The 14,919-nt window shown below is 61.6% G+C and carries 11 protein-coding genes; 3 read left to right on the forward strand and 8 right to left on the reverse strand.

What is annotated here, in order from left to right:
- Positions 1–98: 98 nt before the first annotated feature.
- Positions 99–992, reverse strand: coding sequence for a ketopantoate reductase family protein (locus AWB74_RS33570; protein WP_061150938.1), 894 nt, complete (start codon positions 990–992; stop codon positions 99–101).
- A gap of 476 nt (positions 993–1,468) precedes the next feature.
- Between AWB74_RS33570 and AWB74_RS33575 the strand changes: the two genes are divergently transcribed.
- On the forward strand, positions 1,469–2,179 hold the full coding sequence (locus AWB74_RS33575) for a FadR/GntR family transcriptional regulator (protein ID WP_061150939.1): 711 nt from the start codon (positions 1,469–1,471) through the stop codon (positions 2,177–2,179).
- A gap of 174 nt (positions 2,180–2,353) precedes the next feature.
- Positions 2,354–2,839 (forward strand): ferritin-like domain-containing protein, encoded by a 486-nt coding sequence (locus AWB74_RS33580; protein ID WP_061150920.1) that lies wholly within the window; start codon positions 2,354–2,356, stop codon positions 2,837–2,839.
- Between the two features lie 62 nt (positions 2,840–2,901).
- On the opposite strand, the gene AWB74_RS33585 is transcribed toward AWB74_RS33580, so the two are convergent.
- Entirely contained in the window at positions 2,902–3,558 is a 657-nt protein-coding gene (locus AWB74_RS33585; RefSeq protein WP_061150921.1) for a peroxiredoxin, read from the reverse strand.
- A gap of 370 nt (positions 3,559–3,928) precedes the next feature.
- Between AWB74_RS33585 and AWB74_RS33590 the strand changes: the two genes are divergently transcribed.
- Positions 3,929–5,413 carry an amino acid permease gene (locus AWB74_RS33590; RefSeq protein WP_061150922.1) on the forward strand — a complete coding sequence of 495 codons (1,485 nt, stop codon included), beginning with the start codon at positions 3,929–3,931 and terminating at the stop codon, positions 5,411–5,413.
- 41 nt (positions 5,414–5,454) lie between these two features.
- Here AWB74_RS33590 and AWB74_RS33595 read toward each other — a convergent pair whose 3' ends face one another.
- The 6 genes from AWB74_RS33595 to AWB74_RS33625 all read right to left on the reverse strand — a co-directional run bounded on the left by AWB74_RS33595 (position 5,455) and on the right by AWB74_RS33625 (position 14,765).
- On the reverse strand, positions 5,455–7,458 hold the full coding sequence (locus tag AWB74_RS33595) for an acyl CoA:acetate/3-ketoacid CoA transferase (RefSeq protein ID WP_061150923.1): 2,004 nt from the start codon (positions 7,456–7,458) through the stop codon (positions 5,455–5,457).
- A 109-nt stretch (positions 7,459–7,567) separates the two neighbouring features.
- The gene (locus AWB74_RS33600) at positions 7,568–9,493 is read right to left on the reverse strand and encodes a potassium transporter Kup (protein ID WP_061150924.1); all 1,926 of its coding nucleotides are present in this window, start codon (positions 9,491–9,493) and stop codon (positions 7,568–7,570) included.
- A gap of 128 nt (positions 9,494–9,621) precedes the next feature.
- A complete protein-coding gene (locus AWB74_RS33605; protein WP_061150925.1) occupies positions 9,622–10,458 on the reverse strand; it encodes a shikimate dehydrogenase family protein in 837 nt (278 codons plus the stop codon).
- Positions 10,459–10,544: 86 nt separating this feature from the next.
- A complete protein-coding gene (locus AWB74_RS33610) occupies positions 10,545–11,279 on the reverse strand; it encodes an ABC transporter ATP-binding protein (RefSeq protein WP_061150926.1) in 735 nt (244 codons plus the stop codon).
- 659 nt (positions 11,280–11,938) lie between these two features.
- Positions 11,939–13,882 carry a branched-chain amino acid ABC transporter ATP-binding protein/permease gene (locus AWB74_RS33620; protein ID WP_061150928.1) on the reverse strand — a complete coding sequence of 648 codons (1,944 nt, stop codon included), beginning with the start codon at positions 13,880–13,882 and terminating at the stop codon, positions 11,939–11,941.
- Positions 13,883–13,892: 10 nt separating this feature from the next.
- Entirely contained in the window at positions 13,893–14,765 is an 873-nt protein-coding gene (locus tag AWB74_RS33625) for a branched-chain amino acid ABC transporter permease (protein WP_061150929.1), read from the reverse strand.
- Positions 14,766–14,919: the final 154 nt, after the last annotated feature.

A 14,919-nucleotide genomic window follows, 5' to 3' on the forward strand; every position in this document is an offset into this window, starting at 1 on the left:
ACCTCGATGACCATCAGCGATCTCACGCTAATCGTCCGGTTCGTTGGGCGACACACGGTGATTTCTGTGCGTGCTCCATAAAATCGGCGCATCGCGCGTTATGAAGCCTTGCTTTCGATCGCCTTAACGAGCACGTGCAGCATGCGGTTCGCGGGTGTCGGCACGCCGAGCGCGTCGCCACGCCGCACGATCAGCCCGTTCAGATGATCGATCTCACTCTTCTTGCCGCGCGCGAGGTCTTGCGCCGTCGACGAATACTGGTTCTGCATCGTCTCGGCGATGCGGCGCACGGCGGCATCGACATCGCCGGGAATCGTCACGTTATCGGCCTTCGCCACGGCGAGGCATTCGTCGACGACATCGCGCATCGCGCGCGTCACGCCTTCGCCTTGCACGAGCTTTCCATACGGCAACTGCGTGATGGCGGACAACGCGTTGTACGCGCAGTTCAGCACGAGCTTCGCCCACAGCGCGCCGCGCACGTTATCGGAGATCTCGGTCGGCACGCCTGCATCGATGAGCGCGCGCGCCACGTGCTCGCTTTGCGTCGAAGGCTCGATCACGAGTTCGCCGCGCCCGTTGTGCTTCACATGGCCGGGGCCCGCCATTTCCGCCGCGACATACACGACCGCGGCCGCGGCTTCCTGCGGCAACAGTTCGCGCAGACGCTCGGCGTTTTCCACGCCGTTTTGCAGCGAGAGAACGAGTGCATCGCGTTCGAGATACGGCTCGAGGGACTGGACCGCACTATCCGTATCGGTGGATTTCACGCAGAAGAGCACCAGTTGCGCGCCCTTCACGGCGCTCGCTTCGATGCTCGCAGCCACGCGCACGCGCTCGTCGAAATGCTGCGTATCGAGCCGCAAGCCTTCGCGCCCGATCGCCTCGACATGCTGCGGCCGTGCGATCAGCACGACCTCGTGACCCGCGCGCGCAAGCATGCCGCCGTAATAACAACCGACCGCGCCCGCACCCATGACCGCGACTTTCATGTTTCGCTTCTCCTCGTTGCGTTGATATGGCACGCAAAGGTAACACACGGGCGCTGCATCGAAACGCTGCGTGCGATGCTTCGCATAACCGATGACGCAAACGCTTGCGCAACTCGGCCCTGATCACGTCGCGTGCCGTGCCCGACGTATTTTGTGGGCGGACGCACGATAGTCAGTCGAATTAGCGGTGGACCATATTGTTAAAACCGGCCACACAGAGATACGCTTCCTTTCAGCGGATCGACGATGCTGTCCAAACAAATGCCGGCCGCTGCGGGGGTGTGGCTCTTGCCGCATCGGTAGCTGAAAACCTGGGGACCAAAAGCACGGCGTGCCCGGAAGGGGAAACGCTTCGCGCGAGCACTCGGCCGCGCGGCGCACCGAGGCGCTGTGATCTTAGACAAACGCTGGCTTTGCCGCCCGGAAAACGTGTGGCGATGAGCCGCAAGCGTGGGCGTTATCACGAGAACAAGAAAATGAATCATGGATATGAAGCATCGCTCGTCAAGCGCGTGGTGAATCAACTCGTCGCGGGCATAGTGGGCGGCGAATACCAGGACAACGTGCTGCCGCCACAGGTCATCTTGTCGAAGAAGCATGGCGTGAGCCGCACCATCATGCGCGAGGCCCTGAGCATTCTCATCTCGCGACGCATGCTCGACGTGCGGCCCAAAACGGGCACGCGCATCAAGCCCGCACGCGAATGGCTCATCATGGACCCTGAAGTCGCGGAATGGCGCCTTCGTGCACTGCACGATCCCGATTGCATCCGCCGGCTGATCGAGTTCCGCTCGCTCGTCGATCCGCCCGCTGCCGGACTCGCCGCCACGCGCGCGAACCGCCATCAGCGCATCGCCATCAACGCGGCTTATCAGCGGCTCGTGCACGCAAGCCCGTCCGAGCCGTTGCAGTCGGCAGCCGAAGACGCCTTGCAGGCCGCCATCGTCGATGCCAGCGGCGACGAAATGCTGCGGCAGATGGGCAGCGTCGTGCGCGTCGGCATCAGGACGATGAAGGCCGCGCTGCGCACGCAGCCGCATGCCCTGCCGCGCGTGCCCGATTCGCAGCTCGGCGATTACGGCCGGGTCGTGCGCGCCATCGAAACCGCCGACGGCGACGGCGCGCGCACGGCGATGTCGCAAGTGCTGTCGCGCACCGCCTCGATCTGGATCGAAGAAATCGCCTGAAATCGCATTCCATCGGCGCGGCCGCGAGCCGCCGCGTCGTATCCGACCTTCGAGCCGGGAGCGTATCTTGCGCGCTCCGACGCCGCAGTTTCGCCTCGCATGCGCCGCTCACGTGACTACAATGAGTGGAGCCGCATGCGATAAGCGCCTGGCGTTGAAAATACGGAGGCTGGAATGGCAGAGCTCGAAAAGGAAAAGGTCGTCGCCGTCCTGAACAAGATTCTCGAATCCGAACTGGCCGGGGTCGTGCGTTACACGCACTATTCGTTTCTCGTGTTCGGCTTCGGCCGCATTCCGATCGTGTCGTGGCTGCGCGCGCAGGCCGACGAATCGCTCATTCACGCGCATCAGGCCGGCGAATGGATCACGACGCTCGGTGCGTATCCGTCGCTGGAAATCGGCCCGCTGCTCGACAATCACACGTTTGACATTGCGACGATCCTGCGCGAATCGCTACAGGCCGAGACCGTCGCGCTCGGCCTGTATCGCGACTTGCTGACAGTCGTGGAAGGCCGTTCGGTCGCGCTGGAGGAATACGCGCGGCAAATGATCGAGGTCGAGGAAATGCACGCGGGCGAAGTCGACAAGATGCTGCGCAGGCCCGGCGAAGTCGAGACCTCGCCCGAGCGCCGCACGGGTCACGGCGCCGAGCCGAAATAAAAAGCGCCGGCCCGCATGGCGCGGGCCGGCGCTGCATCGCACGAAAAAACAGCGCGTACGCGTTACTTCGGCTGCGCGACGGTGCGCAGATAAGGCTTCAGCGTCTTGAAGCCGTCGGGGTACTTCTTCTTCGCGTCTTCGTCCGACACCGACGTCGGGATGATCACGTCCTCGCCCGGCTTCCAGTTCACCGGCGTCGCAACCGTGTGCTTCGCGTTCAGTTGCAGCGCATCGAGCAGGCGCAGCACTTCGTCGAAATTACGGCCCGCGCTCATCGGATACGTGAACGTAGCCTTCACCTTCTTGTCCGGACCGACGATGAACACGGCGCGAATGGTTGCGTTGTCGGCCGCGGTGCGCGGATTCGCGCCGCTCGCGTTCGGGTGGATCATGTCGTAGAGCTTGGCGACGTTGAGATCGGCGTCGCCGATCATCGGATAATTGACCGCCGTGCCCTGCGTTTCCTCGATGTCCTTCGCCCACTGCGAGTGATTCGTCACCGGATCGATGGAAAGGCCGATGATCTTCGTGCCGCGCTTGTCGAACTCGGGCTTGAGCCTGGCCATATAACCGAGTTCGGTCGTGCAGACCGGCGTGAAGTCCTTCGGATGCGAGAACAGAATGGCCCACTTGTCGCCGATCCACTCGTGGAAACGGATCGTGCCTTCGGTCGTCTCCGCCGTGAAATCGGGAGCTTCATCACCAATGCGTATAGCCATATCAAATCTCCACTAAGGAAAAGTCCGGTGAACGTTCCGCCTTCGAAACGGAACGGATTCCGGGTTGAGAAGTGCAACTATGAATCCGATTATAGTGCGCCGCGCATCGGCATCCGAATGAGCTTCGTCAAGTCCTTGAGCGTTGTGTGGTCTTGCGTCGCGCGCAACGGCCGAAGGTTATCGAAGCGTGCGGCACGCTTCGTGCTGCCTTGCTCGCTCTGAACGGGCGTACGCATCGAAAGCATTCGTTTGACATGCGGTCCACACGACGCCACGCTCGAATTCCGCTGCAAAATCTGCTATCACAAAACGACATAACGTCAGAACGAACGTGCAGGTGTGAAAGCACAGGAGGCGAATCGTGACCGTCATGCAAAGGAAATCCGTCGCTGCGCTGCAAAGCGAGGCGGCCGAGACCGAGGAAGTGCTTCAGGAGCACGGCGGCCATGCCCTCACCCGCTCGCTCACCGCGCTCGATGTCACCATGCTCGGCATAGGCTGCATCATCGGCGCGGGGATTTTCGTGCTGACCGGCCATGCGGCGGCGACCAACGCCGGACCTGCCATCACCATCTCGTTCGTGCTCGGTGCGATCGTCTGCGCGCTCGCGGGCCTGTGTTATGCCGAAATGGCTTCGACGGTGCCGGTTTCCGGCAGCGCCTACACCTACGCCTATGCAACGATGGGCGAGCTGATCGCATGGCTCATCGGCTGGGATCTGATTCTCGAGTACGCGGTCGGTGCGACGACGGTCGCGATCGGCTGGTCGGGCTATGTCGTGAGCTTTCTGCATTCGCTCGGCATCGACATACCCGAGCAGTTTGCGAAGGCGCCCTTCGCTTACGAGCCGGGACACGGCTGGAGCCACGCCGGCGCGATTCTCAACGTGCCCGCGATGGTGATCGTCGGCCTCATCACACTCCTGCTCGTGACCGGCATACGCGAGTCCGCGCGGGTGAACAGCTTCATCGTCGTGATCAAGGTGCTGATCGTGCTCGCGTTCATCGCCGCGGGCATCGCGTATGTCGACAAGGCGCACTGGGTCACTGCGCAGAACCCGACAGGCGCCTTCCTGCCACCGAATACCGGCGAATCCGGCGTGTTCGGCATGAGCGGCGTGCTGCGCGGCGCGGCCGTCGTGTTCTTTGCCTATATCGGTTTCGATTCCGTGTCGTGCGTGGCGCAGGAAACGCGCAATCCCAGACGCGACATGCCGATTGGCCTGCTCGGTTCGCTCACGATTTGCACGATTCTCTATGTGCTCGTGTCGTATGTGCTGACGGGCATCGTGCCTTACGACAAGCTCAATGTAGCGGACCCGATCGCAGTCGGCGTCGATGCGATCGGCATGCGCTGGCTCTCGCCCATCGTCAAGCTCGGCGCAATCTTCGGGCTGACGTCGGTGATTCTCGTGCTGCTGCTTTCACAGCCGCGCATTTTCTATTCGATGGCGAAAGACGGCCTCTTACCGCCATTCGCCTCGAAGATTCACCCGCGCTTCCATACACCCCATATCACGACGATCTTCACGGGTATCATCGTGATGATTCTCGCGGGACTCTTGCCGATCGGTCTCGTCGGCGAACTCGTCAGCATCGGCACGCTGTTCGCGTTCATGGTCGTGAGCGTCGGCGTGCTCGTGCTGCGCATCACGCAACCGAATCTGCAGCGTGCATTCAAGACGCCGGCCGTGTTCATCGTCGCCCCGCTCGGCGCGCTGTCGTCGCTATTCCTGATGTCCGGATTGCCCGCCGACACGTGGATACGCCTCATCATCTGGATGGCGATAGGCGTCGTGATCTACTTCGTTTATGGCATCAAACACAGCAGGCTGCGCAAGCAACGCGAGTCATAGACAGACATGCAAGGGGCCACGCAAAACCGCGGCCCTTTTGCTTATTCCGACGCGCGTTTCGATTCGTGCTCGCGCGCTTCTTCCGGACTCTCGTAGATATACGGCGCTACGCCGCGGCGCTTCAACGCATCGCCGAGTTTCAGCCGCAAGAAGCTGCTCGTCGTATAACGCGTCACGCGGTCGTAATGTCCATCGACCAGCTTGGTCACCATTTCCGAATACGCATCGAGCATATCGGGGCGAATGGAAAAGTTATCGTAATTCACGATCGCATGCGGCCGGGTCGCCGCATCGGCCAATTGCTTTTCGACTTCGCGGCGGATCGCTTCGACATCGGTCAGGCTCTTCACTTCCAGTCCTTCGAAATTGATGAAGAAGAGGTTCTTCTCCGCGTCATAGCTGAAGCGTTCCGACAGGTCGAGGCTCAGAAGGATCTTGCGCAAGCCCATTGGGGCATCGCGGAAAATGCGTTCGTCCATCAGACGCGGCGGCGTGTCCATGATCGGCGCGAACCCCATTTGCGCGACGATGTCCCGCTCGATGTCGATGCCCGGCGCCACTTCCGTCAGCGCGAGTCCCTTGTCCGTAAGTTCGAACACGCAGCGCTCGGTGATATAGAGCACGGGCTGTCCGCGCTCTGCCGCATAACTGCCGCTGAACGTGCGATGCTCGACCGCCTCGACGAACTTGCGGCAATCGCCCTCGCGATTGATCCTGAGCTTGCCGTCTTCGATCGCCACATCGAGCTTGCCGGCGTTGAACGTGCCGACGAACACGACCTTCTTCGCCGCCTGGCTGATGTTGATGAAACCGCCCGCGCCCGCGAGCTTCGGGCCGAACTTGCTCACGTTGAGATTGCCTTCGCGGTCGGCCTGCGCGAGACCGAGGAACGCGATATCGAGGCCGCCGCCATCGTAGAAATCAAATTGATAGGGCTGATCGATGATCGCCTGCGTATTGGTCGCCGCGCCGAAGTTGAGACCGCCCGCCGGAATGCCGCCGATGACGCCGGGCTCGGTCGTCATCGTGAAAAGATCGATGACCTGCTCTTCGTTCGCGACGCTCGCGATGCCCTCCGGCATGCCGATGCCGAGATTCACGATGCTGTTCGCCATGAGTTCGAACGCCGCACGCCGCGCGATGATCTTGCGCTCGGTGAGGCCCATCGGCGGCACGGAACTCGCGGCCACGCGCAGTTCGCTGGAAAACGCCGCGCTGTATTGCTCGCCGAAGGTCTGCCAGTGATTGTCGGCTTTTGCGAGCACGACGCAATCGACCATCACGCCGGGAATCTTCACCTGACGCGAGTTGAGCGTGTTCGATTCCGCGAGCCGCTCCACTTGCGCGATCACGATGCCTCCGGAATTGCGCGCGGCCATCGCGATGGATAGCGCTTCGAGCGTCAGCGCTTCCTTTTCCATCGTGACATTGCCGTTGAGATCGGCCGTGGTGCCGCGCACGATCGCGACATCGATCGGGAAGGTTTTGTAGTACAGATAATCCGTGCCGTCGATGGGCATGAGCCGCACGAGGTCTTCCGTCGTGCGTGCATTGAGCTTGCCGCCGCCGTTGCGCGGATCGACGAACGTGCCGAGTCCGACCGTAGAGATCTGTCCGGGCCGGTGCGCGGCGATATCGCGAAAGAGCTGCGAAATCACGCCTTGCGGCAGGTTATACGCTTCGATGCGGTTTTCGATCGCCATCTTCTGCAGGCCCGGCACGAGTCCCCAATGCCCGCCTATCACGCGTTTGATGAGGCCTTCGTGCGCGAGATGATTGAGGCCCTTCGTGCGGCCATCGCCCTGACCGGCTGCATACACGAGCGTGAGGCCGGCGATCGGATGCGTACCTTCGACGAAGCGCTCCTCTAGCGCGATCGCGATTTCCTCCGCGAAGCCGATGCCGACGAAGCCGCTCGTCGCGAGCGTGTCGCCTGACTGAATCAGGCGCACGGCCTCGCGCGCGGACACGATCTTGCCGCGCTCGACGAGACGCGTGCTGGAGGGAAACGTATGGCGGGTCGGCGTGCTGCTGCTGGCGGTCATGGCGTCTCCTGTTTGCCGCGTTGTCTTGTGCGCTGTCTTGTCGTCAGTCTCGCTCCCCGTCGCGACGCGTGCTTGCCTCCAATGCCCGCATATCAGCCGATTTGCGCCGTCATATCTCGACACGCGTGCCGACCTCGATCACGCGATCGGCAGGCAGGCGCAAATACGCCGCGACGTTCCCAACATTGTGCAGCATGATCGCGAAGAGCCGTTCGCGCCATAACGCCATGCCCGTGCCCGGCGTCGGCACGACAGTCGCCCGCGAAAGAAAATACGAACTGCTCGCACGATCGAACTTGACGCCCGATGGCCGGCATTTCTCCAGCGCGGCGGGCAAATCCACTTCGTCCTTGAAGCCGTAGTTCACCGTCACCTGAAAGCAGCCGTTTCCGAGCGCTTGCAGATCCACGCGGCGCGTTTCGTCGACCCACGGCACCGGTTCGGTCGCGACCGTCAGAAACACCGTGGTGTCGTGCAGCACGCGGTTATGCATGAGGTTGTTGATGAGCGAATGCGGCACGCTGTTGGGATCGTTCGACATGAAGATGGCCGTGCCCTCCACGCGCGCCGGCGAACGCGCGATCAGATTGGCGAGGAACGGCTTCAGCGGTGTCGTGCCCGCGCGCACGTGCGCTTCCTGAATCATCATTTGCGCGCCGCGTCCCCATGTCGCCATGATCGTGAACATCACGAGGCCGATCGCGACCGGGAACCAGCCGCCGTCCGCAATCTTCAGGCAATTTGCCGAGAAGAACATCGCGTCGATCACGAAGAAGAACGCCGTCGCGAAGACGCACAGCGCCCAGTTGTAGTGCCAGGCATAGCGGATCACGAAGAAGGTCAGCACGGTCGTGATGAGCATCGTGCCCGTGACAGCGATGCCGTATGCCGAGCCGAGTGCGGTCGACGAGCCGAAGCCGAGCACGGCGGCGACCACCGCGAGCAGCAGCGTCCAGTTGATGCCCGGCACATAGATCTGCCCGATCTCCCGCGCCGACGTATATACGACACTCATGCGCGGCAGAAAGCCGAGCTGCATCGCCTGCTTGGTCATCGAATACGTGCCGGAGATCACGGCCTGCGAAGCGATGACGGTCGCGATCGTCGAGAGCACGACCATCGGATAAAGCATCCACGACGGGAAGAGGCGATAGAACGGATTCTGCAGCGCGGACGGATCGGCGATCAGCAGCGCGCCCTGACCGAGATAGTTGAGCGCGAGCGCCGGAAAGACGATCGCGAACCACGTGAGGCGAATCGGCCGCGAGCCGAAGTGGCCCATGTCGGCATAGAGCGCTTCCGCGCCTGTGAGCGACAGCACGACCGCGCCGAGCGCAACGAACGCGAGCCAGCGATGATGCAGGCAGAATGCGAGCCCTTCGAGCGGATTCAGCGCGGTGAGAATGTGCGGCGCATCCTTGATGTTCATGAGGCCCGACACCGCCAGCACGATGAACCACAGCACCATGACCGGCCCGAACACTGCGCCGATGCCCGACGTGCCGTGCTTCTGCATCACGAAGAGCCCGATGAGCGCGACGAGCGTAATGGGCACGACGTACGGCTGCAACATCGGCGCGGCCACTTCGAGCCCTTCCACGGCGCTCAGCACGGAAATGGCCGGCGTGATGACGCCATCGCCATAAAAGAGCGCGGCGCCCATCACGCCGATGAGCAGGAGCACGTGCTTCAGCCGCTTCTTCGATTCCACCGACGACGCCGCGAGCGCGAGCAGCGCCATGATGCCGCCTTCGCCGTGATTGTTGGCGCGCAGGATCAGCGCGACGTACTTCAGCGAAACGATGATCGTGAGCGACCAGAAGATCAGCGACACGATGCCGATCACGTTCGCGGGCTGCAATGGCAGGCCGCCCGCAGGATCGAACACGGTTTTAAGCGTGTAGAGCGGGCTCGTGCCGATATCGCCGTAGACGACGCCCAATGCCGCGAGCGAAAGCCCCATTAGCGCCGGATGGCCGTGCGGCTCGGGCGCGTGTTTGTCGTCGGCCGGCACGCCGGGTGCAGTCGATCCCATGATTCCTCCCTGCGTTTTCCGGGCCGCCGTGACTCGCGCGGCCTATTTGTCAGAGGATGAGCGTCTGCGTTGCTGTGTCGATAAGTATAGGAACGGATATGCGCTTATGTCCGCGCAGGAAGCGTTATTTACGCGTATTTGATCTGCGCGACGGCGCGCAAATCGTCGGCGGTGGCGGTGCCGTAACCGAAAAACTCGAGATAGGCCGGGATCATTTCGAAAAGCATGTCCGTGCCGACCTGCACGGCGCAGCCCTTTTCCTTGGCCGCGCGCAGGAGCGGCGTGTACTCCGACTTCATCACCACTTCACCGACGAACGTGGTCGGCGCGATTCGCTCGATATCGAACGGCAGCGGATCGGTTTCCTTCATGCCTAGTGGCGTTGCGTTCACGATGACGTCGAAGCCGTCCGGGTCTCTCGTGTCCGTCCTGACGACGAGTTGGGGATAGTGCTCGCGCAAACGCGACGCGAGGCCTTCGACGGATGCTGTGTTCGTATCGAAGATCGCGAGCTCCGCGACGCCTGCGGCTGCGAGCGATGCCGCGATCGGCGAGCCGACGCCGCCGCTGCCCAGCACGAGCACGCGCGTGCCCGCGAGCTTGCGGCCTTTGCGCTCGACGCCGCGCACGAAGCCCGCGCCATCGAACTGATCGCCGACGAGCGTGCCGTCCGGGCGTTTCAGGATCGCGTTGCACGCCCCGGCGATGCGCGCGGTCGGGCTCACTTCGTCCATGAGACCGACGGTCGTGATCTTGTGGGGCATCGTCACCAGCGCGCCGCGGATGTTCGTCAGCTTGAACAGATGCGGCAGAAACGCGACGTAATCCTCCGGCTTGACGCCCATCGGCACGACGACGGCGTCGATGCCCTGCTTGTCGAACCACGGGTTGTAGATCATCGGCGCCTTGAACGCTTCGGTCGGGTAGCCGAGGTGAGCAATCAGAGTGGTCTTGCCGCTGATCATGGCAGCTCCTTGTTCGGGATGTCGGAGGCGCGCGTGGTCGCGCCCTGACCATGATAGAGCGGAATGTTTCTGCCGCAGTGCGGCAATCAGTGACTCGCGCCGAGATACGCCGCTTTGACCGATGGATCGTTGCGCAATTGCTCGGCCGGACCGTGTGTCGCGACGCGGCCGTTCTCCAGCACATAGCCGTAATCCGCGACATTCAGCGCGGCGGCGGCGAACTGTTCGACGAGCAGCATCGTGACGCCATCGGCTTTGAGACGCTCGATGATGCGGAATACTTCATCGACGAGAATGGGCGCGAGGCCCATCGACGGTTCGTCGAGCAAGACGAGATCGGGGTTGAGCATGATCGCGCGCGCCATCGCGAGCATTTGCTGTTCGCCGCCGGAGAGCGTGCCCGCCAGTTGATTGCGGCGTTCTTTCAGGCGCGGGAATAGCTCGATCGCGCGTTCGAGATCCGCGTTGACGTCGCCTTTGGGTCTTGACCATGTGAGGCGTGGGAAGGCGCCCAGCAGGAGGTTATCGGTGACGGACATCGTCGCGAAGACCCGTCTTCCTTCCGGGGAATGCGCCAGGCCCAGGCGCGCGATCTTGTGCGACTCGAGCGAGTCGATACGCTTTGCGGTGCTGCCCGCGCCCATTGTGATTTCGCCTTCTGTCGGCTTGATCATGCCGGAGATCGCGCGCATGGTTGTGGTTTTGCCGGCGCCGTTCGAGCCGATCAAGGTCACGACTTTTGCCTTCGGCACGGTCAAGGATATGCCATGCAGGACTTTTACTTTGCCGTAACCGGCGTGGAGGTTTTTTATCGTCAGCATTTTTGTTTTCTGCTTTCGCTTTCGTGGAATCCTGAATTCGTGTCGGTCTGTTTGCTCTGCCCCTGTGCGGGGCGGCAGTCACTTTCTTTGCTGCTGCAAAGAAAGTAACCAAAGAAACAGCTATCCCCAGCCTAAGCACTTCATGCCGGCCGCGGCACAGGCTATCGATCTAATGGCCCCCAGAGTAGCGAGTGCCCTCGTAGGCCTCATCGGGCTTGGATCGCACACGGTCCGACTCCTCGCACCACACAACTTACTGGTTCAGCCCTTGCAAGCTCCGGCCCGCTTCGCGGCCGACCGGTCAATCGGGTTTGCTCGCCTCTATCTCACTGCATTTGTGGTCAGCTGGTTTCCCTTGCAGACCTCTCGGCAGCGCGTAGCGCTGTGCCGGAGCTATTTCGTGCTGAACCGACACGCTTAAAGTTATGGGGCGGCAGACCGTGCGCGGTCCACGCCCGATAAGACCTATGAGAACACTCGCTACTCTGGGTTCCATTCAACCAATCGCCTGTGCCGCGGCCGGCGTGAAGTGCTTAGGCTGGGGATAGCTGTTTCTTTGGTTACTTTCTTTGCAGCAGCAAAGAAAGTGACTGCCGCCCCGCATAGGGGCAACGCTAATAAACCAACGCGAAAGCAAGCTCCCCGATGACAAAAAAGAATCAAACCGCCTCAGCAGTCTGCCCACCGAGATAAGCCTCAATAACCTTCTCATTAGCCTGAATCTCGGAAGGCTTCCCTTCAGCGATTTTCTGCCCAAAGTCGAGCACCGACACCACATCACACACGCTCATCACCACATCCATATGATGCTCGATCAACACGAGCGTGATGCCGTGATTGCGCACCTTCCGAATGATCGCGACGAGTTCGCGAATATCCGGCGCGGTCAAGCCAGCCGCAGGCTCATCGAGCAAAAGCAACTGCGGATCGAGCGCCAGCGCACGCGCAATCTCCAGCAGCCGCTGCTTACCATAAGGCAAGTTCCGCGCTTCCTCGCCAGCGACATTCTCCAGCCCGACAAAGCGCAGCATATTGAAAGCCCGCTCGCGCGCTGCGCGCTCTTCACGCCGATACCGCGAACTCATCACGCCGACATCCGCGAAATTCGACTTGAAGGTGTGATGCAAACCCACGAGCACATTCTCCAGCGCCGTCATCTCGCCAAAGAGCTGCACGTTCTGAAACGTCCGCGCGATGCCCGACAGCGCAATCTTCGACGACGTACGTCCCGCAAGCGATTGCCCTTCGTATTCGATCGTGCCCGCAGTCGGCACATAGATGCCCGTCAGCACGTTCATCATCGTGCTCTTGCCGGAACCGTTCGGACCGATGAGGCCGTGAATCGTGCCTCGCTTCACCGTCAGGTTCACGTCGTTCAACGCCTTCAGGCCGCTGAACTGCATCAGCACGCCGCGCACGTCGAGAAGCGTCTGCGCGCCTTGCGTGGCGACCGCCGCAACGGCATCGTCCTCGCGCGTATGGCTCGCGAGCTCATCGGTATCGACCTTCGTCACGCGCACGCGGCCTAGATTCAATGTCTTGCGCACGAAGCCTACGATGCCATCCTGCAAGTAATAAACCACCAGCAGGATCATCAGGCCGAAGATGGTGAGACGCCAGTCCGTCAGCGCGTCGATCCAGAAGGAAAACACCGCAAGTCCCGCCGTGCCGACGATCGGCACCGCCACACGCTGCGGCGTCGTGGTCTTGCGCATCAGCGCGAGCACCGCGCCCGCAACGACGACCACCGCCAGCGCCGTCGCCACTACGCGAAAATTCGCTATGTCGTCGAGCAGCTTCGGCAACAGCACGATGACCGTCGAGCCGATGATCGCGCCCGTGCGCGTCTTGCGCCCGCCCATGATGATCGCGAGCAGGAACAGAATCGTCAGCTCGAAGTTATACGTGTTTGGCGAAATGTACTGCTCCGAGTACGAATAGAGACAGCCCGCCAGCCCCGCGAAACCCGCGCTGATGACGAACGCATACACCTTGTAGCGATACACCGACACGCCCATGCAATCCGATGCGATCGGGCTGTCGCGCAACGCTTCGAACGCGCGCCCCAGATGCGACTTCAGCACGCGATGCACGACGATCAGCGACAGCACGAGCATCGCCGCGACGAGCCAGTAATACTCGACTTCGTCAAGCTTGTGACCGGCGAACATCGGCTTCGGGATCTTGAGGCCCATCGGTCCGTTCGTCAGAAAGTCCATCTCGTTGATGAGAATCTGGATGATCGTGCCGAACGCGAGCGTCACCATCGCGAGATAAGGTCCCGACACACGCAGCGCGGGCAAGGCGAGGATCGCGCCGAAGGCCGCCGTGACGAGTATCGCGAGCGGCGCCGTCACATAGAACGGCATACCGAGCTTGATGAAGAGCACGCCCGCCGTGTACGCGCCCACGCCGAACAGGCCCGCATGACCGAGCGAAACCTGTCCCGTATATCCCACCACGATATCGAGCCCGAACAACAGGATCGCGTAAATCATGATGGTTTCGACCAGATGGATGTAGTACGGATTGCCCGATACCACCGGAAAAATCATGAGCGCGGCAAGTCCGACAAGCGCCGCGATCCAGTTCTTTGCTTTCATCGTCGCCGCCTCAGACTTTCTTGATCGCCGTCTTGCCGAACAGACCTGCCGGTTTGACCGCAAGCACGATCAAGAGCAGCACGAGCCCCGGCACGTCTTTGTAGCCGGTGGAAATGTAGAAGCCGGTCGTCGTCTCCGCGATGCCGAGTATCATCCCGCCGACGATGATGCCCATGCCGCTCGACAAGCCGCCGATGATCGCCACGGCGAACGCCTTGAGGCCGAGCACCGCGCCCATCGTTGCGCCGGTCAACGTGAGCGGCGCGATCAAAACCCCTGCAAATGCAGCGGTCAACGACGAAAGCGCATACGAGAACGTGATGACGAGCCCCGTGTTGATGCCCATCAGCGATGCCGCATCGCGGTCGTTCGCCGTCGCGACCACGGCCTTGCCGAAGATCGTCTTGCGATTAAAGAACTCGACTGCGAGCATCATCACGAGCGCGCCGCCGACGACGAGCAGTTCCATCGGCAGCACATTCGCGCCGAAGATCTTCAGCGGCGCTTCGGGTAAAGGCGAAGGAAAGCGCAGATCGTCGCGGCCCCAGACGTTTTCCGCGACGTTCTTGAAGATGATGCCGAGCGCGATCGTCGACATGATCCAGCCGAACTCGGACTTGATCCTGATGGCAGGCCGCACGCCGATGCGCTCGACGAACGAGCCCTGCACGAGCCCGAAGAGACACACTAGCGGAATCATCAGCCAGTAGTTCACGCCCGCCGAGACGAGCGTCAGGCCGACGAGCGCGCCGAGCATCAGCGCATCGCCCTGACCAAAGTTCAGCGTGCCCGATGTGGCGAACGTGAGTTGATAGCCGAAGGCGATCACGGCGTAGATCATGCCGAGCGCGATGCCGCTATAGATGAGTTGCAGGAGAATCATCGTGGGGGCTTTGGGGTCTTTGGTTGGTACGCCTGCGCTTCTATGAAATCCTGTTTTCGTGTCGGTCTATTTGCTCTGCCCCTATGCGGGGCGGCAGTCACTTTCTTTGCTGCTGTGTATAGACCGGGGACATGGGTAACAGGTGTGTCAGGAC

The organism is Caballeronia arvi, from assembly GCF_001544695.2.
GTDB classification, from domain to species: Bacteria; Pseudomonadota; Gammaproteobacteria; order Burkholderiales; family Burkholderiaceae; genus Caballeronia; species Caballeronia arvi.